Origin of the sequence: Pseudomonas siliginis (assembly GCF_024072275.1) — a bacterium.
Lineage (GTDB): Bacteria > Pseudomonadota > Gammaproteobacteria > Pseudomonadales > Pseudomonadaceae > Aquipseudomonas > Aquipseudomonas siliginis.
On sequence record NZ_CP099598.1, the window covers coordinates 2660568 to 2680295 of the forward strand.

Consider the following 19728-nt stretch of genomic DNA (forward strand, 5'->3'; position numbering starts at 1 on the left):
ATGAAGCGTGCTCATGATCGATGGCGGGGATTATCGGGATTTTATGCAGCGCCGGCCAATGCCAGCGTGGCCTGCGCATATTTCTGCCGGTGGATCAGCAGTTTCGCCGGCGCCTGAATCAGTTGCTCGGCGAGCGCCAGCGCGGCGCTTTCCGCCACGCCGTAGCAGCCGGTGCGCTCAAAGGCGATCTGCGATTGATGGCTGAGGCGCTGCTGATAGGGCGCCAGTTCGGCACTGTTGAAATACTGCAGCGGCAGGTTCAATTGTGTGGCCAGTTCCAGCAACCCCGGTTCGTCGCGCTTGAGATCGATACTCGCCAGAGCCTTGACCGCTCGCAGTTCGATGCGGTGTGCCTGCAAAGCCTGGTCGAGCAATGCGCGCAGCGTACTGGCGGGACAGCCGCGCTGGCAGCCGAGGCCGACCACGAAGGTCGGCGCTGCGCGGTCATTGGTCATGCCTGATATCGGCCTGCGCTCTTGCGGCGGAACAACCAGGCACTGATCAGGCCCAGAGCCAGCCAGAACGCCACGTTGGTCAGCTGCGAAGCGATTTTGAACTGGGTTTCCAGTGCCTCTGGAGCGAGCATCGAATGCACCTGCGGTTGCGGCGCGCCGATCACATGCGGCACGGCGAGAATCGCTACACCAAGAAGCTTCATCAGCCAGTGACGACTGAAGGCGATCAGTGCCAGGCCGACGGCGGTCGAAGCGGCAGTGCCGATCCACCAGATCTGCCGCGAAGCCAGATCGGCGGCGGCTGTGCCCGGCAACTCAGGTGGCAGGCCCAGGGTCGGCGCGAGAACGAACGTGGCGTAACCGGCCAGACCCCAGAGCAGCCCTTGCGAGGTCTTGGTCGGCGCGCGCAAGGTGTACAGGCCGGCGAGCATCAGGGCGAAACCCACTGCCACCACCAGATTACCGCCAGTGGTCGAGACCACGCGCTGCCAGCCGTCTTCCGGCTCCCAGGCTTCGCCATCATGGCTGTGGGCGGCGGTGCCGGCGGCGTGTTCGTGGACTTGCGCGACCGGTTCGGATTTCTCGAAGGATTCGGCCTGCAGAATCAGTGGCGATACCCAGAAACTCTGCAGCAGGGTCAGGAGCAGGGCGGCCAGCAAGCCGGTGAAGCCTGCGGTTTGCGCGATACGTTTGATCATTTCGGCAGGCCTCAGTGGCACGGGAACGCGGCGCTGTGGCGGGTATCGTGGGCGGCGTTGTGCACCGCTTCGATGTGCGAGAAACCGGCGAACCAGACCAGGCTGGCGCCGAGGATCGAGGCAAAGAGGGCGGCGGCCACGCGTTGGCCGAGTGTGGTGCTGCTGGAGATGTGGTCAGTGTGGCTGACGGTGTTACTGATGATCGACATAGCGCTTCCCTCTGAAATGTCAGCGGGTAAACAGAGCGCATGAAAATCCCTGCGGGCCGGGCACGCAGGGATTTCGAACAGCGCCCGCCCACCGCGGGTTTGTTTGTGTTCAGCGGCGCTTGCGCGCGCTGGGTGTTGCGGGCCGGTCTCCGGGCTCGCGAGGGGTTGGCTGGTCGCCGACCTGCAAGCATCACCTTCCCATGCCGGGGCACAGTGGATCTGACGCTTCGCTCGCTTACCGTTGCGGGGGCAGCACCGGACTGACATGGCTTTGAGTAAAGCACATGATTCACCGGTTTCCCGTTTCACCCTGTGAAGGGCACCCGTAACAAGGTGTGCAGGAGAACATGGGTTTGGGTTTTTAGTCAATTTCCGGGAGTTTTCGGTACTGCGGTGTGGGCATTTTTCTGATGTTTTTGTGTGTATATCCGTTGCTGCGGGTGTTGCTGATTACGGTTTCGCCCTTACGGCGAGGCACTTTTTCCAAACGCCGAAAAAGTACCCAAAAAGGCTTGCTCCTACGTTCGGCCCTCGCAGGCTCGGGTTCCTTCGCTCCGGGACTGATCCGGGCGCAGCGGCTCCGGTTTGCTTCGCTGCACCTACACTCGCTGTGTACGACTGCGTCGTACGGTCGCTGCGCTCCCACGCCCGGATCAATCCCTCCACTCAGCCTTCCGACGTCGCCGGTGGATCAAGATCAAGAGCACTCGAGCTAACGCTCATTGTTGAGTGGGGCGGCTGCGCTGCTTTACTTTTGCTTTTGTGGGAGCGAGCCTGCTCGCGAAGGCGGCCTGACAGCCGACCTGTTCTTGAGCTGGTGCGCGATCCAACTGTAGGAGCTGCCGAAGGCTGCGATCTTTTGCTTTTGCCTTTGCCTTTGCTTTTGCTCTGGCTTTTGATCTTTTGCCCCTTCGGCAGGCTTCGTTACGGGATCGATCCGGGGGTGGGAGCGCAGCGACCGTACGACGCAGTCGTACACAGCGGAAGGAGGTGCAGCGAAGCAAACCGTAGCCGCTGCGCCCGGATCGGTCCCGTAACGAAGGTACCCCGAGCCCCAGCGAGCGGGCCGTACGCCGGGGCAAAGCCTTTTGGTTCCTTTTTGGCGTTTGAAAAAGGGACTCGCTGTAAGAGCGAAACCATAAGAAGCCGTTACCGCAGCAACGGATATACCCCCAGTTTCAGACTCACCGACCATTGACCCACGACGGACCCATGCGTAGCCTTGCGCTTTCGAGGTTCTTCGGCACTCGCCGAAGCTAAGAAGGGAACGCGGTCAAAGCCGCGGCTGCCCCCGCAACTGTGAACGGTGATGTTCGTTGCCACGCCACTGCCAGCTCAACCGATGAGCCAGCGGGAAGGCGCAATGGACGCCAGGCCCAACGCCTGAACGCCGTCAGCCAGGAGACCTGCCTCGTCACAGATTCTCACTACAACCGGGCGGGGTGATCCGGTGGCGAATGCTTCCGGCGTGCACGCGCGCTGCCGGTTCTCGTCCCGTATGCCCGCCGCTTGCCAAAGGGCATACCGATGAAAACACTGGCCAAACTCCCCGTCACCATCGTCACCGGTTTCCTCGGTTCGGGCAAAACCACGCTGCTGCGGCACATGCTCGATAACGCTCAGGGCCGGCGCATCGCGGTGATCGTCAACGAGTTTGGCGAGCTGGGCATCGACGGTGAAATCCTCAAGCAATGCACCATCGGCTGCACCGAAGAAGAGGCCAGCGGCCGCGTTTATGAGCTGGCCAACGGCTGCCTGTGCTGCACCGTGCAGGAAGAATTCTTCCCGGTGATGCGCGAGCTGGTTGCCCGTCGCGGCGATCTCGACCACATCCTTATTGAAACCTCGGGCCTAGCCCTGCCAAAACCGCTGGTGCAAGCCTTCCAGTGGCCGGAAATTCGCAGTGCCTGCACCGTCGACGCAGTCATCACCGTGGTCGATAGCCCGGCGGTCGCCGCAGGCACATTCGCTGCGTTCCCGGATCAGGTCGATGCCCAGCGCAAACTCGATCCGAACCTTGATCACGAGTCGCCGCTGCATGAACTGTTCGCCGATCAACTGGCCAGCGCTGACCTGGTGATCCTCAACAAAGCCGACCAGACCAGCCCGCAAGACCTGGCTCGCGTACGCGCTGAAGTAGCCGAAGAGCTGCCGCCAGCGGTAAAAATCGTCGAAGCCAGCAATGGCCGCCTGCCGCTCGACGTGCTGATCGGTCTCGGTGCCGGCTCTGAAGAGCATATCGACAGCCGCCACAGCCACCACGATCACCACCATGACGGTGATGACGACGACCACGATCACGACGCCTTCGATTCGATCTCCATCGAATTGCCGCAAGCCGACGAAAGCCTGCTGCTCGACGCGCTCACGCAACTGGTGGTGCAGCACGGCATCCTGCGGGTCAAAGGCTTCGCGGCGATTCCGAACAAGCCGATGCGCCTGTTGATCCAGGGCGTGGGCACGCGTTTCGACAAGCATTTCGACCGCCAGTGGGGTGCCGACGAAGCGCGGGTGACGCGTCTGGTGCTGATCGGTCAGGAGCTTGATGCGGCACAACTCGAAGCGCAATTGCGCGCTGCGCTCAGCGTTTAAGCCATGCACCTGCTCAGGACCCAGCCCGGCGGATTCGTCTCGGACGACAACATTGCCGACCTCGGACAAACCCCCGCCGAGCTGGTGATCCTGTGCAGCGGCGATTCCAGCCTGGCGCTGCTCGCCGAGGCTGCGCAGCAACTGCCCGATGATTATCCGAGCCTGCGTCTGGCCAACCCGATGCAGGTGCAGAATCATGCCTCTGTCGATCTGTATGTCGACGAAGTGCTGCGCCACGCCAAGGTCATTCTGATCTCACTGCACGGCGGCATCGCCTATTGGCGCTACGGTGTCGCGCGGCTGGTCGAGTTGTCCGAACGCGGCGTGCAACTGATTCTGGTGCCCGGCGATGACCGCCCGGACCCCGAGCTCAGCGACTTGAGCACGGTCAGCGCCGACGTGCGCGATCGACTCTGGCAATTCCTGCGTCAGGGCGGCATGGGTAACGCGCTGGATTTCTTCCGTTGCCTGGGCAACCAATGGTTCGCCCGCGATTACCCGTGGAGCGAGCCGCAAACCCTGCCGCGCACGGCGATTTATCACCCACAGAAAAACAGCGCTGCCCTGAGCGACTGGCAAGCCGAATGGCTGCCCGGTCAACCGGTGGCGGCGCTGTTGTTTTATCGCTCGCATTTGCAGGCGGCGAACACGGCGTTCATCGATGTGTTCTGTCAGCGTTTGCAGGCAGCCGGACTCAATCCGCTGCCGATCGCGGTGGCCAGTCTGAAAGAACCCGGTTGCTTGTCGGTGGTCGAGGACTGGCTGGATGAAGTCGAGGCGGGGGTGATTCTCAACACCACCGGTTTTGCCCAATCGAGTCCCGAGGCGCCGCATCTGCGCCCGTTTCGCCGCAACATCCCGGTGATTCAAGCGATCTGCGCCCAGGACAACGAGCCTGGCTGGCGCGACAGCGAGCAGGGCCTCGGACCCCGTGATCTGGCGATGCACATTGCTTTGCCGGAACTCGACGGGCGCATCATCAGCCGCCCCATCAGCTTCAAGGATCTGGCCTGGCGCAGCGAGCGCAGCCAGTCCGATGTGGTCTGCTATCGCGCCCAGCCCGAACGCATGGATTTCGTCGCCGAACTGGCGCGGCGCTGGATTGCTCTGGGGCGGGTGCCCAATGGCGAAAAACGCATCGCGCTGATCCTCGCCAACTACCCAACCCGCGACGGCCGCATCGGCAACGGTGTCGGCCTCGATACGCCAGCGGCGGCGCTGAACATCCTGCGCGCTTTGCGCGAAGAGGGTTATCCGGTCACGGCCGAGTTGCCCGATAGTGGCACCGAGCTGATCCAGCAATTGCTCGGTGGTGTCAGCAACGACCTCGACAGTCTCGACCTGCGCCCGTGCCAGCAAAGCCTGGCGATGGACGATTACCTGGCAATGTTCAACGCGTTGCCGGAGGCGAATCGCGCGGCGGTACTCGAGCGCTGGGGATCGCCACACAACGATCCGATGTGTCGCGACGGCCGGCTGATGATCGCCGGTCTGCGTTTCGGTCTGACCTTTGTCGGCATTCAGCCGGCCCGGGGTTATCAGGTCGATCCGAGCGCGGTGTATCACGACCCGGATCTGGTCCCGCCGCACGGCTATCTGGCGTTCTATTTCTGGTTGCGCAACACCTACGGCGCCCACGGCGTGATCCACGTCGGCAAGCACGGCAATCTCGAATGGCTGCCGGGCAAAGGTGTTGGGCTGTCGGAAAACTGCTGGCCCGACGCATTGCTCGGGCCGTTGCCGAATATCTATCCGTTTATCGTTAACGATCCGGGCGAGGGCGCCCAGGCCAAGCGGCGCACGCAGGCGGTGATCATCGACCACCTGATGCCACCGCTGACCCGCGCCGAAACCTATGGGCCGCTGCGTAATCTGGAGTTGCTGGCCGACGAATATTACGAGGCGCAACTGCTCGATCCGCGCCGTGCCCGCGAGTTGCAGCGCGACATTCTGCAATTGGTGCGGGACACGCAAATCGACCGCGAATTGCAACTGGATGCCGCGCTGGACAGCGATGCCGATGCGGCGATCTGGTTGCCGCGTCTGGACACATATCTGTGCGATTTGAAGGAATCGCAGATTCGCGATGGGTTGCACATCTTCGGCGAATCACCGAGCGGGTGCTTGCGCATCGACACGTTGCTGGCGTTGCTGCGCATCCCGCGCGGTGACGGCAAGGGCGCGCAGTCGAGTCTGCTGCGAGCACTGGCCAAAGCATTTGAACTGGGTTTTGATCCGCTGGATTGCGCGTTGGCCGAGCCGTGGAGCGGCCCGCGTCCGACCGAGTTGCAGGCCATCAGCGAAGAAGTATGGCGCACCGCCGGCGACACCCGCGAACGCCTCGAATTGTTTGCCGCAGACCTGATCTTCCAAGCACTGAATGTCCCCTGTGGGAGCGAGCCTGCTCGCGAAAGCGGTGAGTCAGGTAAATCATTGTTGAATCACACACCGAGTTCGCGAGCAGGCTCGCTCCCACAAGGGGCGGGTTGGGCTGAGGTTGATTCGATACTCGACCATCTGCGCGAAGTCGTCGCCCCGCGCCTCGACGCGTGCGGCCCCGCCGAAATGCGCGGTCTGCTCGACGCCCTCAGCGGTCGTTTCGTCCCGGCCGGCCCCAGCGGTGCGCCCAGCCGTGGCCGCCTCGACGTGCTGCCGACCGGGCGCAACTTCTATTCGGTGGACGTGCGCAATCTGCCGACCACCACCGCGTGGCGCATCGGATTCCAGTCGGCAACGCTGATTCTCGAACGGCATCTGCAGGACCACGGCGATCACTTGCGCCAGCTCGGCCTGTCGGTCTGGGGCACCGCGACCATGCGCACCGGCGGCGACGACATCGCTCAGGCCATGGCTTTGATGGGCGTGCGTCCGGTCTGGGCCACGGGCAGTCAGCGCGTGGATGATTTCGAGATTCTGCCGCTGAGCCTGCTCGATCGTCCGCGGGTCGACGTGACGCTGCGGGTTTCGGGGTTTTTCCGTGATGCGTTTGCCAATCTCATCCGCCTGTTCGACGCCGCCGTGCAAGCGGTGGCCGCACTGGACGAGCCGGATGACTTGAACCCACTCGCCGCCAAGGTGCGCGCCGAACGCGAGGCGCTGTTGCAGTCGGGCGTCGATGAAGATACCGCGCGGCGTCAAGCCGGGTGGCGCATCTTCGGCGCGAAACCGGGGGCGTATGGCGCCGGGGTGCAAGGCGCTATCGATGGACGTCTGTGGCAGTCGCGCGAAGACCTCGCCGAGGTCTACCTGAACTGGGGCGCCTATGCTTACGGCGGTGCCGACGAGGGCACGGCCGCCCGCGCGCAATTCAGCCAGCGCCTGAGCCAGGTGCAAGCCGTGCTGCAAAACCAGGACAACCGCGAGCATGACTTGCTCGATTCCAACGATTACTACCAGTTCCAGGGCGGCATGCTCGCGGCGGTGGAGACTCTGCGTGGCGAAGCGGCGGCCAGCTATCACGGCGATCACAGCCAACCGGATCTGCCGAAGATTCGTACCTTGAAGGAAGAGCTCAATCGCGTGGTGCGCTCGCGCGCGGCGAATCCGAAGTGGATCGACGGGGTCAAGCGTCACGGCTACAAAGGCGCGTTCGAACTGGCGGCGACGGTTGATAATCTGTTCGCCTTCGATGCGACTACGCAATTGATCGACGACCATCAATATGCGTTGCTTGCGGAGGCATATTTGCTCGATCCGGCGACCCGGGATTTTGTTCGTGAGCATAATCCCCATGCGCTGCGCGACATGACCGAACGCATGCTCGAAGCGCAGCAGCGCGGGATGTGGCAGGAGCCGGGGGCTTATAAAGAAGCGCTGGAGAATTTGCTGTTGGATATCGAGGAAGATATGTAGCCGCTAAAAAGCTACCCTCACCCCAGCCCTCTCTCGGAGGGAGAGGGGGCCGATCTTTAGCGCTGTCGAAGTTTGCGTCGACCCGATGCATCACGTCGACAGAACTCGAGAGGCCATCACGGTCTGTTCCCTCTCCCTCTGGGAGAGGGCTAGGTGAGGGCAACAACTGACACACCACAACGTCACGACCATCCACGACCACGAAAGAGAAACCCATGACCGACACCCCGCATTTCCCGCTCTCCGCCGTGGTCGGCGCCGATGACTTGAAACTCGCCCTGTGCCTGACCGCCATCGACCCGAAAATCGGCGGCGTACTTATAGAAGGCCCGCGCGGCATGGCCAAGTCGACCCTGGCCCGGGGCCTGGCGGACCTGCTCGCCAGCGGCCAATTTGTCACGTTGCCATTGGGCGCAACTGAAGAGCGCCTGGTCGGCACCCTCGATCTCGACGCTGCCCTGAGCGGCGCTCGCGCGCAGTTTTCGCCCGGTGTCCTGGCCAAGGCTGACGGTGGCGTGCTGTACGTCGATGAAGTCAATCTGCTGCCCGATCATCTGGTCGACCTGCTGCTCGATGTCGCCGCCAGCGGTACCAACCTGATCGAGCGTGACGGCATCTCCCATCGACATTCGGCGAAATTCGTCCTGATCGGCACCATGAACCCGGAAGAGGGCGAACTGCGGCCACAACTGCTTGACCGCTTCGGCTTGAACGTTGCCCTCAGCGGCCACACTGCGCCCGCCGAACGTGGACAGATCATTCGCCGGCGGCTGGATTTCGACAGCAATCCGCAAGGGTTCTGCGCGCAGTGGGCGAGCGAGCAACACATCCTGCGTTCGCGCTGTGAAAGCGCCCGCGAGCGCTTGGCAGCCATCCCGCTGGATGATGCGGCATTGGCGTTGATTACCGAGCGTTGTTTCGCCGCCGGCGTCGATGGCTTGCGCGCTGATCTGGTCTGGTTGCGCGCGGCTCGCGCCCATGCGGCGTGGCGTGGGGCCGATGCGATTGCTGAAGAGGATATCGACGCGGTGGCCGAATTTGCCCTGCGCCATCGCCGTCGCGAACAACCTTCATCCAGCGCCCAATCACAAGCGCAATCTCCGTCAGGCACAGACAGCAAATCCGGCGAAGGCCAGGGCCAGTGGGGCGAGATGCCGGCAACGGCGCAAGCTACCGGTGCCCGCCGCGAAGTTCCGAGCTGGCCGCCACAGGCAAAAAAGCCCTAGGCATTCGCCCCCGATCAGACGCGGGGGCGAATGCCAGACCCCGTGCCGGACAACTCGACAATGGCCGCCAGGGCCAACGGCACGCTGCCAGCAGCGGTTCGGTGAACTGGCCGGGCACGCTGCTCAATGGCCTCCCTCAGCGTCGCGCTGATTTGCTGTTTCAACAGCGTACCCGTTCGCCCCATGAAGTCTGGCTGGTGATCGTCGACGCGTCGGCTTCGACCCGTCGCCATCAGGCCTTGAGCGATGCCAAGGGCCTGCTCGCGCAGTTGTTCGACGATGCTTACCGCCAGCGGGCGCGGCTGGCGTTGCTGACCGCCAGTGGTTCTGCGCCGAAATGGCAGGTGCAAGGCTTGAAGGCCTCAAGCGGCCTGAGCGTCTGGCTCGCCGGCCTGGGCGCTGGTGGCGGCACGCCGTTGCTCGCGGCGCTGGAGCAGGCGCAGCAATGGCTGACGGTTAGACGCAAGCGCTTTCCCGCCGAACAGCAACGCTGTCTGATCGTGACCGATGGTCGCGTGAAAGAACTGTCGGCGTTGCCAGTGCTGGCGTGTCCGGGATTGCTGATCGACATCGAGCGCGGGCCGATTCGACTGGGCCGGGCGAAGGATCTGGCGACCGCGCTGCAAGCGCAGTATCAGCATATCGATGAGCTGGGTCCACGCTGAAATCCGCCGCACCGCTCGCACCCTGTGGGAGCGAGCCTGCTCGCGAAGGCTTTTTCGGCAACGCTGAAAATCTTCGGTTACATTGATTCATACAGATCTTGAAATGATTTACCGCTGTGGAGCGGACCAGTCGACCCTGTACGCTCGAAGGCCATTTTTCATTCAGGATCTACATGAACACCCTCTCGGAGCCTCCCAGTCAGCATTCTCCAGCGCAATATTGCGCGGTCTTGATCCATTCGCAGCATCCCGTCTTCCGACTCCCGACTATGGTTGATAACGCGGCCCTTGAGCCTTCGCGTTGCACTTCGCCGTGTCCGGCCGCCTGAATTCACTGTAGAGAGATCGAGACGTTTTATGGAATGGTTAGCGGATCCCACGGCCTGGTTAGGCCTGTTGACTCTGATCGTGCTGGAACTGGTACTGGGTATCGACAACCTGGTGTTCATCGCAATTCTTGCCGACAAACTGCCGCCGCATCAGCGTGATCGTGCGCGCATCATCGGCTTGTCGCTGGCGTTGATCATGCGTCTGGGCCTGTTGGCGAGCATTTCCTGGCTGGTTACGCTCACGCAGCCGTTGTTCGAGGTGTTCGACAAGAGCTTCTCCGGTCGTGATCTGATCATGCTGTTCGGTGGCGTGTTCCTGCTGTTCAAAGCGACGATGGAGTTGCATGAACGCCTCGAAGGCCACGTCGGCGAGCGCTCGACCAACACGACCTACGCGCTGTTCTGGCCGATCGTGGCGCAGATCGTGGTGCTTGACGCGGTGTTCTCGCTCGACGCGGTGATTACCGCCGTGGGCATGGTCGATGAACTGGCGGTGATGATGATCGCCGTGATCATTTCCATCGGCCTGATGATCGTCGCCAGCAAGCCGCTGACCCGCTTCGTCAACGCGCACCCGACCGTGATCATGCTGTGCCTGGGCTTCCTGATGATGATCGGTTTTGCCCTGACCGCCGAAGGTCTGGGCTTCCATATCCCGAAAGGTTACCTGTACGCGGCCATCGGTTTCTCGATCCTGATTGAGGTGTTCAACCAGATCGCCCGGGCTCGGCGCAAACGTTCGATGCAGGGCGTGCGGCCGATGCGTGAGCGCACGGCACATGCGGTGATGCGTCTGCTCGGCGGGCGCAAGCTGGCGGCGGAGGAGGTTGGCGAGGAAATCTCCGACTTGCTGGACAACGGTGAAGCGCCGGTGGCCGAGCTGTTCGACCGTCGTGAGCGGGTGATGATCAGCGGTGTGCTGCAACTGGCGGAACGGCCGATTCGCAACCTGATGACGGTGCGCGCCGACGTTGACCTGATTGATCTTGCGGATGACGCCGAAACCATTCGCACGAAGTTGATGCATTCGTCCTACTCGCGCTTGCCGCTGATTCGCGATGGCGCGGTGGACGAGCCGCTGGGCTTCGTACACAAGAAGGAACTGCTCAAGGAATATCTGGCGGGCAACGAGCCGAACCTGGAGCATCTGGCTCGCAAGACCGTCAATCTGCTCGACAGTTACTCAATCCTCAATGCCCTGGAGCAGATGCGCGCGGCCTCGACCCACATCGCTTTCGTGGTCAACGAGTTTGGCGATTTCGTCGGCGTATTGACCATGACCGACATCCTCGAATCGATCGCTGGCGAACTACCCGATGCCAGCGAAATCGAAGGCCCGGACGTGGTCGAAGAGCGTGGCGGGTTTCTGGTCAGCGGCGCGCTGCCCTTGGCTCGCGTTCGCCAGCGTACCGGCTTCGATGCCGAGCCGACGGAGGACTATCAGACCATGGCCGGGTTGGTGATGAGTCTGCTGGATCGCTTGCCGATGACCGGCGATCAACTGGAATACGAGGGCTGGCAATTGACTGTCAAAGCGGTGGAAGAGCGGAGGGTGACGCGGGTGTTGCTGGAGCGCGCTGCCGCGTAATACTTGCGTTTTCTAAAAGCTGTGCCGGCCTTTTTGCGAGCGGGCTCGCTGCCACATTGCAATGCGGTTCAATGTGGCAGCTAGCCTGCTCGCGAAGGCAATTTGGCAGGCACTCCATACCTCTGAGGAGGCTCGTTCAGTACATCCTCCGTGGGCGCCCATGTGGGACGGTACGCAAAGTACGAAGTGTCTGACGCAGCCAAGGCAGATCATGCTTCCGTTTACGCGCGGCAAAGGGGGCTTTGGTCTTGCCGATGTGCACGGCGAAATCCCGTGCGAGGGTTTCTTCAGTGCCGATACCTTTGAGCTTTTTCATCAGCCTGCCGTTTTTATAGAACAGCACGGTTGGCGTGCCCGTGACATTCGGGTGCTTGGGCGATTGGCTGGTGTTGAGCATATAGATGTTGGCGCGCAGTCGGTAAGGCTCGGCAATCTGCCGAAAGATCGGCCCGGACCATTCGCAGGCGGGGCAATGTTCATTGGCGAAATAAAGAATGACCGGACGCCAGGTTTTCAGGGCTTTGCGGTAAACCGGGGCCAGCGCGGAAGTTGTGTTGGTGACGTTCATCGAAGGGTCCTTTTCAACGAGCGGATAGGTTCCTTGACGTTAAAGGAGTAGGCACGTCTGGGTCTACTGTCAGAAATTACAGGTGGACTGCGTAACCACGAGAAGTGCTGTCGTCACGGTGATAGCCGTCGCGAGACGGCAGGGTGGTGATGTCTACGGGCAGGCGCTAAAGCGCTGATACCGGGTTTTGCTCAACTGTCACCCTGATTCGCACCACAACGGCGCGATCTGACCCAAGTTGGGAACGCATTACCCCTTTCCTGGCTTTGTCAGGTGTTTCCTTCGCTCCTGGTCGGGCCAAACCCTTTGGTCCACGAAACATATCTTGTTGATTCCAAAAGCGTTCAACGCAGTTACAGATTTCGCGAGATTCCTGTGGCACACTTTCTGCTGTCTATTCCGTAGTAACAAACCGTGTTCCGGTATAGCGGAATAAACACAATTCTGGAGTGCTTGCCATGCGTCGCCATCCTTCGTTGTTCAAAGCGTGTGTTTTTGTCCTTGCGGCTTCTTCCTCGGTCATGGGTCTGGCCCAGGCGGCCGACAGCAAGCTCGACAGTGTTCTCGCCCGTGGCAAGTTGATCGTGGGCACCGGCAGCACCAACGCGCCGTGGCACTTTCAGGGCGCGGACGGCAAGTTGCAGGGTTTTGATATCGACATCGCCAGGATGGTGGCCAAGGGACTGTTCAACGACCCGAGTAAAGTCGAGTTCGTGGTGCAGTCGTCCGATGCGCGTATCCCCAACCTGCTGACCGACAAGGTCGACATGAGCTGCCAGTTCATCACCGTCACCGCGAGCCGCGCGCAGCAAGTGGCATTCACTCTGCCGTACTACCGCGAAGGCGTCGGCCTGCTGTTGCCGAACAACAGCAAGTACAAGGAAATCGAAGACCTGCAGGCAGCGGGCGATGACGTTACCGTTGCGGTGCTGCAAAACGTCTACGCCGAAGAATTGGTGCATCAGGCATTGCCCAAGGCCAAGGTCGATCAGTACGACAGCGTCGACCTGATGTATCAGGCAGTGAACTCCGGCCGTGCCGATGCCGCCGCAACCGATCAGTCGTCGGTCAAATACCTGATGGTGCAGAACCCGGGCCGCTACCGCAGCCCGAGCTATGCCTGGAGCCCGCAGACTTACGCCTGCGCAGTCAAACGTGGCGATCAGGACTGGCTGAACTTCGTAAACACCGCGCTGCATGAAGCAATGACCGGGGTTGAGTTCCCGACCTACGCCGCCTCCTTCAAGCAATGGTTCGGTGTCGATCTGCCGTCGCCCGCGATCGGTTTCCCAGTCGAATTCAAATGATCCCGTGAGAGTGGGGCGATTTCAGTCGCCCCGCTCAAGGTACTGCTGACCATGAATTATCAGTTGAACTTTGCCGCCGTGTGGCGCGATTTCGACACCTTGCTGGCAGGGCTCGGGCTGGGCTTGCAGCTGGCGCTGGTGTCGATCGCCATCGGCTGCGTGATCGGCCTGCTGATGGCGTTTGCCTTGCTCTCCAAACATCGCGCCTTGCGGGTGCTGGCCTCGGTGTACGTCACGGTGGTGCGCAACACGCCAATCCTGGTGTTGATTCTGTTGATCTACTTCGCACTGCCCAGTCTTGGCATTCGTCTGGACAAGATTCCTTCGTTCATCATCACGCTGTCGCTGTATGCCGGCGCGTACCTGACCGAAGTCTTTCGTGGCGGCTTGCTGAGCATTCCCAAAGGCCAGCGTGAAGCCGGGCTGGCAATCGGTCTCGGTGAATGGCAGGTCAAGGCTTACGTCACCGTGCCGGTGATGCTGCGCAATGTGCTGCCGGCGCTGTCGAACAACTTCATTTCGCTGTTCAAGGACACCTCGCTGGCGGCTGCGATTGCGGTGCCGGAGCTGACCTATTACGCGCGCAAGATCAACGTCGAGAGCTACCGGGTGATCGAAACCTGGCTGGTGACCACGGCGTTGTATGTCGCGGCCTGTTACCTCATTGCCATGCTGCTGCGTTACCTCGAGCAGCGTCTGGCGATCCGCCGATAGGAGGCTGCGATGTACCAATCCCCCAGTTGGTTGCATGAATTGTGGCTCGCGCGCGAGCCTTTGTGGCAGGGCTTTCTGACCAGTGTGCAGGTCTCGGCGCTGGCCATCGTCTTGGGCACCATGCTCGGCGTGGTTGCCGGCCTGGTCCTGACTTACGGCAGATTCTGGATGCGCGCGCCGTTTCGGCTGTACGTCGATCTGATTCGCGGCACGCCGGTGTTTGTGCTGGTGCTGGCCTGCTTTTATATGGCGCCGGCGCTCGGTTGGCAGATCAGCGCGTTTCAGGCCGGAGCCCTGGGCCTGACGCTGTTCTGCGGCTCGCACGTCGCCGAGATCGTGCGTGGCGCCCTGCAAGCCTTGCCGCGCGGGCAGATGGAGGCGGGGAAAGCCATCGGCCTGACGTTCTACCAATCCCTCGGCTACGTGCTGTTGCCTCAGGCGCTGCGGCAGATCCTGCCGACCTGGGTCAATTCGTCGACCGAAATCGTCAAGGCGTCGACCTTGCTCTCGGTGATCGGCGTCGCCGAATTGCTGCTCAGCACACAACAGATCATCGCCCGAAACTTCATGACCCTGGAGTTCTACCTGTTCGCCGGTTTTCTGTTCTTCGTCATCAACTACGGCATCGAATTACTCGGCCGGCACATTGAAAAGCGGGTGGCCTTGCCATGACTCAAGCTCAAGTTGCTTCACAGAATCAGGCGCTGCTGGATATTCGCGGTCTGCACAAACAGTACGGCGCGGTGGAAGTGCTCAAGGGTGTCGACCTGAGCATGCAGCGTGGCAACGTCGTTACGCTGATCGGCTCCAGTGGCTCGGGCAAGACCACGCTGCTGCGTTGCGTGAACATGCTCGAAGAGTTTCAGGGCGGGCAGATTCTGCTCGACGGCGAATCCATCGGCTATGACGAGGTCAACGGTAAACGCGTACGTCACCCGGAAAAGGTCATTGCTCGCCATCGCGCGATGACCGGCATGGCGTTCCAGCAATTCAACCTGTTTCCGCACCTGACCGCCTTGCAGAACGTCACCTTGGGCCTGCTCAAGGTGAAGAAGATGCACAAGGACGAAGCCGTGGTGCTTGCCGAAAAATGGTTGGAGCGTGTCGGCCTGCTGGAGCGGCGCAATCACTTTCCCGGTCAGTTGTCCGGCGGTCAGCAACAGCGCGTAGCGATTGCCCGAGCGATTGCGATGAACCCGAGCCTGATGCTCTTTGACGAAGTCACCTCAGCCCTCGACCCGGAACTGGTTGGCGAGGTGCTCAACGTGATCAAGGGGCTGGCCGAGGACGGCATGACCATGTTGTTGGTGACCCACGAAATGCGTTTCGCTTTCGAGGTCTCGGACAAGATCGTTTTCATGAATCAAGGGCGAATCGAAGAGCAGGGGCCTCCCAAGGAACTGTTCGAACGCCCGCAATCGCCGCGTCTGGCGGAATTTCTCAAAAGCACGCGGTTTTGAATCTGCACTTTTGCAATCAGGAGAAACACCCATGAGCATTACGCGTTACGGCACCGGCAGCACCGCCGCCGGCGGCCAGCCTCGTCCATTCGCCCGCGCAGTCGAAGCGGATGGCTGGCTGCATGTGTCCGGCCAGGTACCGGCGGTGGATGGCGAGATCATCGTCGGCGGCATTGTCGAACAGACCCACCAGACCATGAAGAACCTGATCGCCATTCTCGAAGAGGCTGGTTATGGCCTTGAAGATGTGGTCCGCGCTGGCGTCTGGCTGGACGATCCACGGGATTTCAGCAGTTTCAACAAGGTCTTCGCCGAGTATTTCAAACCCGAACACGCCCCGGCGCGGGCCTGCGTGCAGGCGAGCATGATGGTTGATTGCAAGGTTGAGATCGACTGCATTGCCTACAAGAAGAAGGCCTGAAACAAGTGCAGCCCTCTTCGCGAGCAGGCTCGCTCCCACATTTGGAATGCGTTTTCCTGTGGGAGCGAGCCTGCTCGCGAAAGCGATGTAACAGGCGACACTGGACTCTCGGTAAACTCCCGGCGACTTTGAATGGAAACCACTGACATGACCGAAGACACCATCAAGCGCCGGGCACGTGGTCTGGACCGGGCGTTCGATATCCTCGATTTTCTCAAGGAAATCGGCCAGCCCCTTCGCCCCAATGACATCGCCAACGGCATCGGCGGCCCGAAATCCACGGTCTACGAGCTGGTCGCATCCTTGCTGGAGCGGCGGATTCTCGAGCCGGTGGGCAAGGACGGCCACGTCTATCTCGGCCGCCAGTTGTACTTCCTCGGCCAAGCGCATCTGCGCCATTTCGACCTCAGCCGCGAAGCCGATCACGCCTTGCAGGAGATCGTCAGCCAGACCCGCGAAACCGCGCAGATGTGCCTGCTCAACGGGCGCAAATACACGGTGGCGTTGATGAAGGAGGGCGAGCGGCATTTCCGCATTTCCTCCGATATTGGCGAAAACGCGCCGATCCCGTGGACCGCCTCCGGGCGCCTGCTGCTCGCGCACTTGAGCGATCAGCAGATCATCGACCTGATCGACGAGGACGACTACATCCTGCCCGACGGCGAACGCCTGCCGCTGGAACGCTTTCTGGCGGAGATTCGTCAGGCTGGCCTCGATGGCTTCTTCTCCTTCGACAGCGTCGCCGACACGTTCACCCATTGCTTCGCCGCGCCGGTGAAAGACCCGCAAGGCGTGGCCATTTGCACGTTGTGCATCGTCGCCCCACGGGCCGATGCAAAAAACAATTACAACGACTATCGCCGGGTGCTGATCGAGAGCGCCAACAGCCTCGCCCGGCGGATCAACGAATAACCGCGGCTGCCTGCGGCCGCGACTGTGAGGACTGGACCATGACCACTGCCATCAACTCTGCCGTAGAAAAAGGTGACGCCACCCTCGGCGCGCAATTGACCCGCGACGTCAGCCTGCCAGCGCTGGTGCTGCACCGCGAGGCGCTCGAGCACAACATTCGCTGGATGCAGAAATTTGTCAGCGACAGCGGCGCCGAACTCGCGCCCCACGGCAAAACCAGCATGACCCCGGCACTGTTCAAGCGACAGCTCGACGCCGGCGCCTGGGGCATCACCCTCGCCAGCGCTACCCAGACCCGCGCCGCTTATGCTCACGGCGTACGTCGGGTGTTGATGGCCAATCAATTGGTCGGCACGCCGAACATGGCGTTGATTGCCGATCTGCTCGCCGATCCGACGTTCGATTTCTATTGCATGGTCGATCACCCGGACAACGTCGCCGACCTCGGGGCTTACTTCGCTTCACGTGGGGTCAAGCTCAACGTGATGATCGAATATGGCGTGGTCGGCGGGCGCTGCGGGTGCCGCAGCGAGCAGGAAGTCATCGAGCTGGCCAAGGCCATCGATGCGCAACCGGCGCTGGCACTGACCGGCATTGAAGGTTACGAAGGCGTGATTCATGGCGATCATGCGGTCAGTGGCATTCGCCAGTTCGCTGCGTCGCTGGTGCGCCTGGCGGTGCAGCTGCAGGACAGCGGCGCTTTCGCCATTGCCAAACCGATCATCACCGCATCGGGTTCAGCCTGGTATGACCTGATCGCCGAATCCTTCGAAACCCAGAACGCCGCTGGCCGCTTCCTCAGTGTGTTGCGCCCGGGCAGTTATGTCGCGCACGACCACGGCATCTACAAAGAGGCGCAGTGCTGCGTGCTCGACCGTCGCAGCGATCTGCACGAAGGCCTGCGCCCGGCGCTGGAAGTCTGGGCTCATGTGCAGTCGCTGCCGGAACCGGGTTTCGCGGTGATCGCCCTGGGCAAGCGCGACGTCGCCTTCGACGCCGGTTTGCCGGTGCCGTTGTTGCGCTACAAGGCCGGTGTGGTGCCGGCGACAGGTGATGATATCGGTGCGTGCAAGGTCACAGCGGTGATGGATCAGCATGCGTTCATGACCGTGGCGCCGGGTGTAGAACTGCGGGTCGGCGACATCATTTCCTTTGGTACTTCGCATCCGTGCCTGACGTTTGACAAATGGCGTGTTGGGTTGCTGGTGGATGAGCAGTTGGCGGTCATCGAGACCATGGAGACTTGTTTCTAAGGCTTGAGATTGCGTTGCGGCGGCTATTTCGCGAGCAGGCTCGCTCCCACAGAGGACGCATTTGAATGTGGGAGCGAGCCTGCTCGCGAAGACGCCCGCTTAGCCACCACTGAACCACCCGAGATCCCACCCGATGAAAATCCTCCGCAACACCCCACGCATCGCCCTGATCGGCGAATGCATGATCGAACTGCAACAACGTGCCGACGGCAGTCTGCAGCAAAGCTTCGGTGGCGATACCCTCAATACGGCCGTGTACCTGTCCCGCGCGCTGGGCGACAAGGCGCAAGTCGACTACGTCACCGCGCTGGGCGATGACAGTTTCAGTGACGCAATGTGCCAGATCTGGCGCAGCGAAGGCATCGGCCTCGATCTGGTGCAGCGCTTGCCCGGTCGGCTTCCCGGTTTGTATTGCATACAGACCGACGCCAACGGCGAGCGGCGCTTTCTGTACTGGCGCAACGAAGCGGCGGTACGCGATTGCTTCACTACCCCTGCGGCCGAGCCGATTCTCGCGGCCTTGCCGGACTACGACGTGCTGTATTTCAGCGGGATCACCCTCGCCGTACTTGGCATGCAAGGCCGTGCCCGCCTGATCAAGACGTTGAGCGAAGCCCGGCAGCGCGATGCGCGCATCGTTTTCGACAACAACTACCGCCCACGCTTGTGGGCTTCTGTGGAAGAGGCCCGCGCGGCATATCGCAGCGTCTTGCCTTATGTCGATCTGGCGTTGCTCACCGTGGATGACGAACAGGCGTTGTTCGGGTTTGCCGATTGCGCTGAGGTGTTTGCGACGTATGCGCAGATTGGCACGCCAGAAGTGGTGCTCAAGCGTGGCGCGGAGGCGTGCCTGATTCGTTGTCAGGGGGAGGCGTTTGAGGTGCCGGCGCAAAAGGTCGACAAGGTTGTCGACACCACGGCGGCGGGGGATTCGTTCAGTGCGGCGTATCTGGCCCGGCGCTTGCTCGGCGGCAGCCCGGCAGAGGCGGCCCAAGCGGGACATGAATTGGCCAGTCAGGTGATACAGGTGCCAGGGGCGCTGATCCCCAGGTAGTCAGAGAATGGCCGCTTGCTGCGCAATCGGTTCGCGAGCAGGCTCGCTCCCACAATGAAAATCCGGTCGAAATGTGGGAGCGAGCCTGCTCGCGAAGAAGCTCGACAGCCAGCCGATCAATCCCGATAAAACACCTGCACCAGGTGATAACCAAACTTGCTCTTGATCGGTCCATGCACGGTGCGCAGTGGTTTCTTGAAAATCACCGCATCAATCGCGCCGACCATCTGTCCTGGACGTACTTCGCCCAGATCACCGCCGCGTTTGCCGGACGGGCAGGTGGAAAACTTCTTCGCCAGCACATCGAATGCTTCGCCCTTGGCGATGCGCTGTTTGAGTTGTTCGGCCTCTTCGGCGGTTTTCACCAGAATGTGGCGGGCTTGGGCTTTCATCGTGCAATACCTGATAACGGGGTGACAGCGGGG

Annotated in this window: 18 protein-coding genes and 2 riboswitches; of the genes, 13 read left to right on the plus strand and 5 right to left on the minus strand. The window is 61.4% G+C overall.

The window, feature by feature from the left end:
• Window positions 1-41: 41 nt before the first annotated feature.
• Genes NF676_RS12380 through NF676_RS12390 form a run of 3 tightly spaced genes read right to left on the minus strand, consistent with a single transcriptional unit; the run spans window position 42 to window position 1362 of the window.
• The gene (locus tag NF676_RS12380; protein ID WP_252887809.1) at window positions 42-455 is read right to left on the minus strand and encodes a cobalamin biosynthesis protein; all 414 of its coding nucleotides are present in this window, start codon (window positions 453-455) and stop codon (window positions 42-44) included.
• Window positions 452-1153 (minus strand): CbtA family protein, encoded by a 702-nt coding sequence (locus tag NF676_RS12385; RefSeq protein WP_110599348.1) that lies wholly within the window; start codon window positions 1151-1153, stop codon window positions 452-454. The genes NF676_RS12380 and NF676_RS12385 overlap by 4 nt, the downstream gene beginning before the upstream one ends.
• A gap of 11 nt (window positions 1154-1164) precedes the next feature.
• Window positions 1165-1362: a CbtB domain-containing protein gene (locus NF676_RS12390; RefSeq protein WP_016774486.1), complete on the minus strand. Its 198-nt coding sequence runs from the start codon at window positions 1360-1362 to the stop codon at window positions 1165-1167.
• 123 nt (window positions 1363-1485) lie between these two features.
• Window positions 1486-1704: riboswitch (cobalamin riboswitch) on the minus strand.
• Between the two features lie 874 nt (window positions 1705-2578).
• A riboswitch (cobalamin riboswitch) is annotated at window positions 2579-2790 on the plus strand.
• A gap of 99 nt (window positions 2791-2889) precedes the next feature.
• On the opposite strand from NF676_RS12390, the gene cobW reads away from it, so the two are divergent.
• The 5 genes from cobW to NF676_RS12415 all read left to right on the plus strand — a co-directional run bounded on the left by cobW (window position 2890) and on the right by NF676_RS12415 (window position 11614).
• Window positions 2890-3954, plus strand: a complete 1065-nt coding sequence (gene cobW, locus NF676_RS12395; RefSeq protein WP_225930814.1) for a cobalamin biosynthesis protein CobW — start codon at window positions 2890-2892, stop codon at window positions 3952-3954.
• Between the two features lie 3 nt (window positions 3955-3957).
• Window positions 3958-7806, plus strand: a complete 3849-nt coding sequence (gene cobN, locus NF676_RS12400) for a cobaltochelatase subunit CobN (RefSeq protein WP_252887810.1) — start codon at window positions 3958-3960, stop codon at window positions 7804-7806.
• Between the two features lie 215 nt (window positions 7807-8021).
• Window positions 8022-9032, plus strand: a complete 1011-nt coding sequence (locus NF676_RS12405) for a magnesium chelatase ATPase subunit I (protein WP_252887811.1) — start codon at window positions 8022-8024, stop codon at window positions 9030-9032.
• Window positions 9005-9697: a vWA domain-containing protein gene (locus tag NF676_RS12410; protein WP_252887964.1), complete on the plus strand. Its 693-nt coding sequence runs from the start codon at window positions 9005-9007 to the stop codon at window positions 9695-9697. Before NF676_RS12405 ends, NF676_RS12410 begins: the two co-directional genes overlap by 28 nt.
• Window positions 9698-10054: 357 nt before the next feature.
• Window positions 10055-11614, plus strand: a complete 1560-nt coding sequence (locus NF676_RS12415; RefSeq protein ID WP_041478708.1) for a TerC family protein — start codon at window positions 10055-10057, stop codon at window positions 11612-11614.
• A gap of 136 nt (window positions 11615-11750) precedes the next feature.
• On the opposite strand, the gene NF676_RS12420 is transcribed toward NF676_RS12415, so the two are convergent.
• Window positions 11751-12182 carry a thioredoxin family protein gene (locus tag NF676_RS12420; RefSeq protein WP_252887812.1) on the minus strand — a complete coding sequence of 144 codons (432 nt, stop codon included), beginning with the start codon at window positions 12180-12182 and terminating at the stop codon, window positions 11751-11753.
• Between the two features lie 458 nt (window positions 12183-12640).
• Between NF676_RS12420 and NF676_RS12425 the strand changes: the two genes are divergently transcribed.
• The 8 genes from NF676_RS12425 (at window position 12641) to kdgK (ending at window position 19303) form a co-directional block, all read left to right on the plus strand.
• Window positions 12641-13489 (plus strand): transporter substrate-binding protein, encoded by an 849-nt coding sequence (locus tag NF676_RS12425; protein ID WP_041478710.1) that lies wholly within the window; start codon window positions 12641-12643, stop codon window positions 13487-13489.
• A gap of 51 nt (window positions 13490-13540) precedes the next feature.
• A complete protein-coding gene (locus NF676_RS12430; RefSeq protein WP_024012746.1) occupies window positions 13541-14203 on the plus strand; it encodes an amino acid ABC transporter permease in 663 nt (220 codons plus the stop codon).
• Window positions 14204-14212: 9 nt separating this feature from the next.
• Window positions 14213-14875 carry an amino acid ABC transporter permease gene (locus NF676_RS12435; RefSeq protein WP_041478712.1) on the plus strand — a complete coding sequence of 221 codons (663 nt, stop codon included), beginning with the start codon at window positions 14213-14215 and terminating at the stop codon, window positions 14873-14875.
• Window positions 14872-15663, plus strand: coding sequence for an amino acid ABC transporter ATP-binding protein (locus tag NF676_RS12440; RefSeq protein WP_041478713.1), 792 nt, complete (start codon window positions 14872-14874; stop codon window positions 15661-15663). The genes NF676_RS12435 and NF676_RS12440 overlap by 4 nt, the downstream gene beginning before the upstream one ends.
• A gap of 31 nt (window positions 15664-15694) precedes the next feature.
• Complete coding sequence (locus NF676_RS12445) at window positions 15695-16084, plus strand: RidA family protein (RefSeq protein ID WP_016774497.1); 390 nt, start codon at window positions 15695-15697, stop codon at window positions 16082-16084.
• A gap of 147 nt (window positions 16085-16231) precedes the next feature.
• The gene (locus NF676_RS12450; RefSeq protein ID WP_150635937.1) at window positions 16232-16996 is read left to right on the plus strand and encodes an IclR family transcriptional regulator; all 765 of its coding nucleotides are present in this window, start codon (window positions 16232-16234) and stop codon (window positions 16994-16996) included.
• Window positions 16997-17034: 38 nt separating this feature from the next.
• Window positions 17035-18249 (plus strand): amino acid deaminase, encoded by a 1215-nt coding sequence (locus NF676_RS12455; protein ID WP_252887813.1) that lies wholly within the window; start codon window positions 17035-17037, stop codon window positions 18247-18249.
• Between the two features lie 133 nt (window positions 18250-18382).
• Entirely contained in the window at window positions 18383-19303 is a 921-nt protein-coding gene (kdgK, locus tag NF676_RS12460; protein ID WP_150635519.1) for a 2-dehydro-3-deoxygluconokinase, read from the plus strand.
• A 116-nt stretch (window positions 19304-19419) separates the two neighbouring features.
• Here kdgK and NF676_RS12465 read toward each other — a convergent pair whose 3' ends face one another.
• The gene (locus NF676_RS12465) at window positions 19420-19695 is read right to left on the minus strand and encodes a peptidylprolyl isomerase (protein WP_007912322.1); all 276 of its coding nucleotides are present in this window, start codon (window positions 19693-19695) and stop codon (window positions 19420-19422) included.
• Window positions 19696-19728: the final 33 nt, after the last annotated feature.

Coding starts and splice junctions, on each gene's coding strand:
- NF676_RS12430 (WP_024012746.1), top strand. CDS start 13,541: ATGAATTATCAGTTGAACTTTGCCGCCGTGTGGCGCGATTTCGACACC.
- NF676_RS12425 (WP_041478710.1), top strand. CDS start 12,641: ATGCGTCGCCATCCTTCGTTGTTCAAAGCGTGTGTTTTTGTCCTTGCG.
- NF676_RS12390 (WP_016774486.1), bottom strand. CDS start 1,362: ATGTCGATCATCAGTAACACCGTCAGCCACACTGACCACATCTCCAGC.
- NF676_RS12455 (WP_252887813.1), top strand. CDS start 17,035: ATGACCACTGCCATCAACTCTGCCGTAGAAAAAGGTGACGCCACCCTC.
- NF676_RS12415 (WP_041478708.1), top strand. CDS start 10,055: ATGGAATGGTTAGCGGATCCCACGGCCTGGTTAGGCCTGTTGACTCTG.
- NF676_RS12445 (WP_016774497.1), top strand. CDS start 15,695: ATGAGCATTACGCGTTACGGCACCGGCAGCACCGCCGCCGGCGGCCAG.
- kdgK (WP_150635519.1), top strand. CDS start 18,383: ATGAAAATCCTCCGCAACACCCCACGCATCGCCCTGATCGGCGAATGC.
- NF676_RS12420 (WP_252887812.1), bottom strand. CDS start 12,182: ATGAACGTCACCAACACAACTTCCGCGCTGGCCCCGGTTTACCGCAAA.
- NF676_RS12440 (WP_041478713.1), top strand. CDS start 14,872: ATGACTCAAGCTCAAGTTGCTTCACAGAATCAGGCGCTGCTGGATATT.
- NF676_RS12405 (WP_252887811.1), top strand. CDS start 8,022: ATGACCGACACCCCGCATTTCCCGCTCTCCGCCGTGGTCGGCGCCGAT.
- cobN (WP_252887810.1), top strand. CDS start 3,958: ATGCACCTGCTCAGGACCCAGCCCGGCGGATTCGTCTCGGACGACAAC.
- NF676_RS12385 (WP_110599348.1), bottom strand. CDS start 1,153: ATGATCAAACGTATCGCGCAAACCGCAGGCTTCACCGGCTTGCTGGCC.
- cobW (WP_225930814.1), top strand. CDS start 2,890: ATGAAAACACTGGCCAAACTCCCCGTCACCATCGTCACCGGTTTCCTC.
- NF676_RS12380 (WP_252887809.1), bottom strand. CDS start 455: ATGACCAATGACCGCGCAGCGCCGACCTTCGTGGTCGGCCTCGGCTGC.
- NF676_RS12450 (WP_150635937.1), top strand. CDS start 16,232: ATGACCGAAGACACCATCAAGCGCCGGGCACGTGGTCTGGACCGGGCG.
- NF676_RS12435 (WP_041478712.1), top strand. CDS start 14,213: ATGTACCAATCCCCCAGTTGGTTGCATGAATTGTGGCTCGCGCGCGAG.
- NF676_RS12465 (WP_007912322.1), bottom strand. CDS start 19,695: ATGAAAGCCCAAGCCCGCCACATTCTGGTGAAAACCGCCGAAGAGGCC.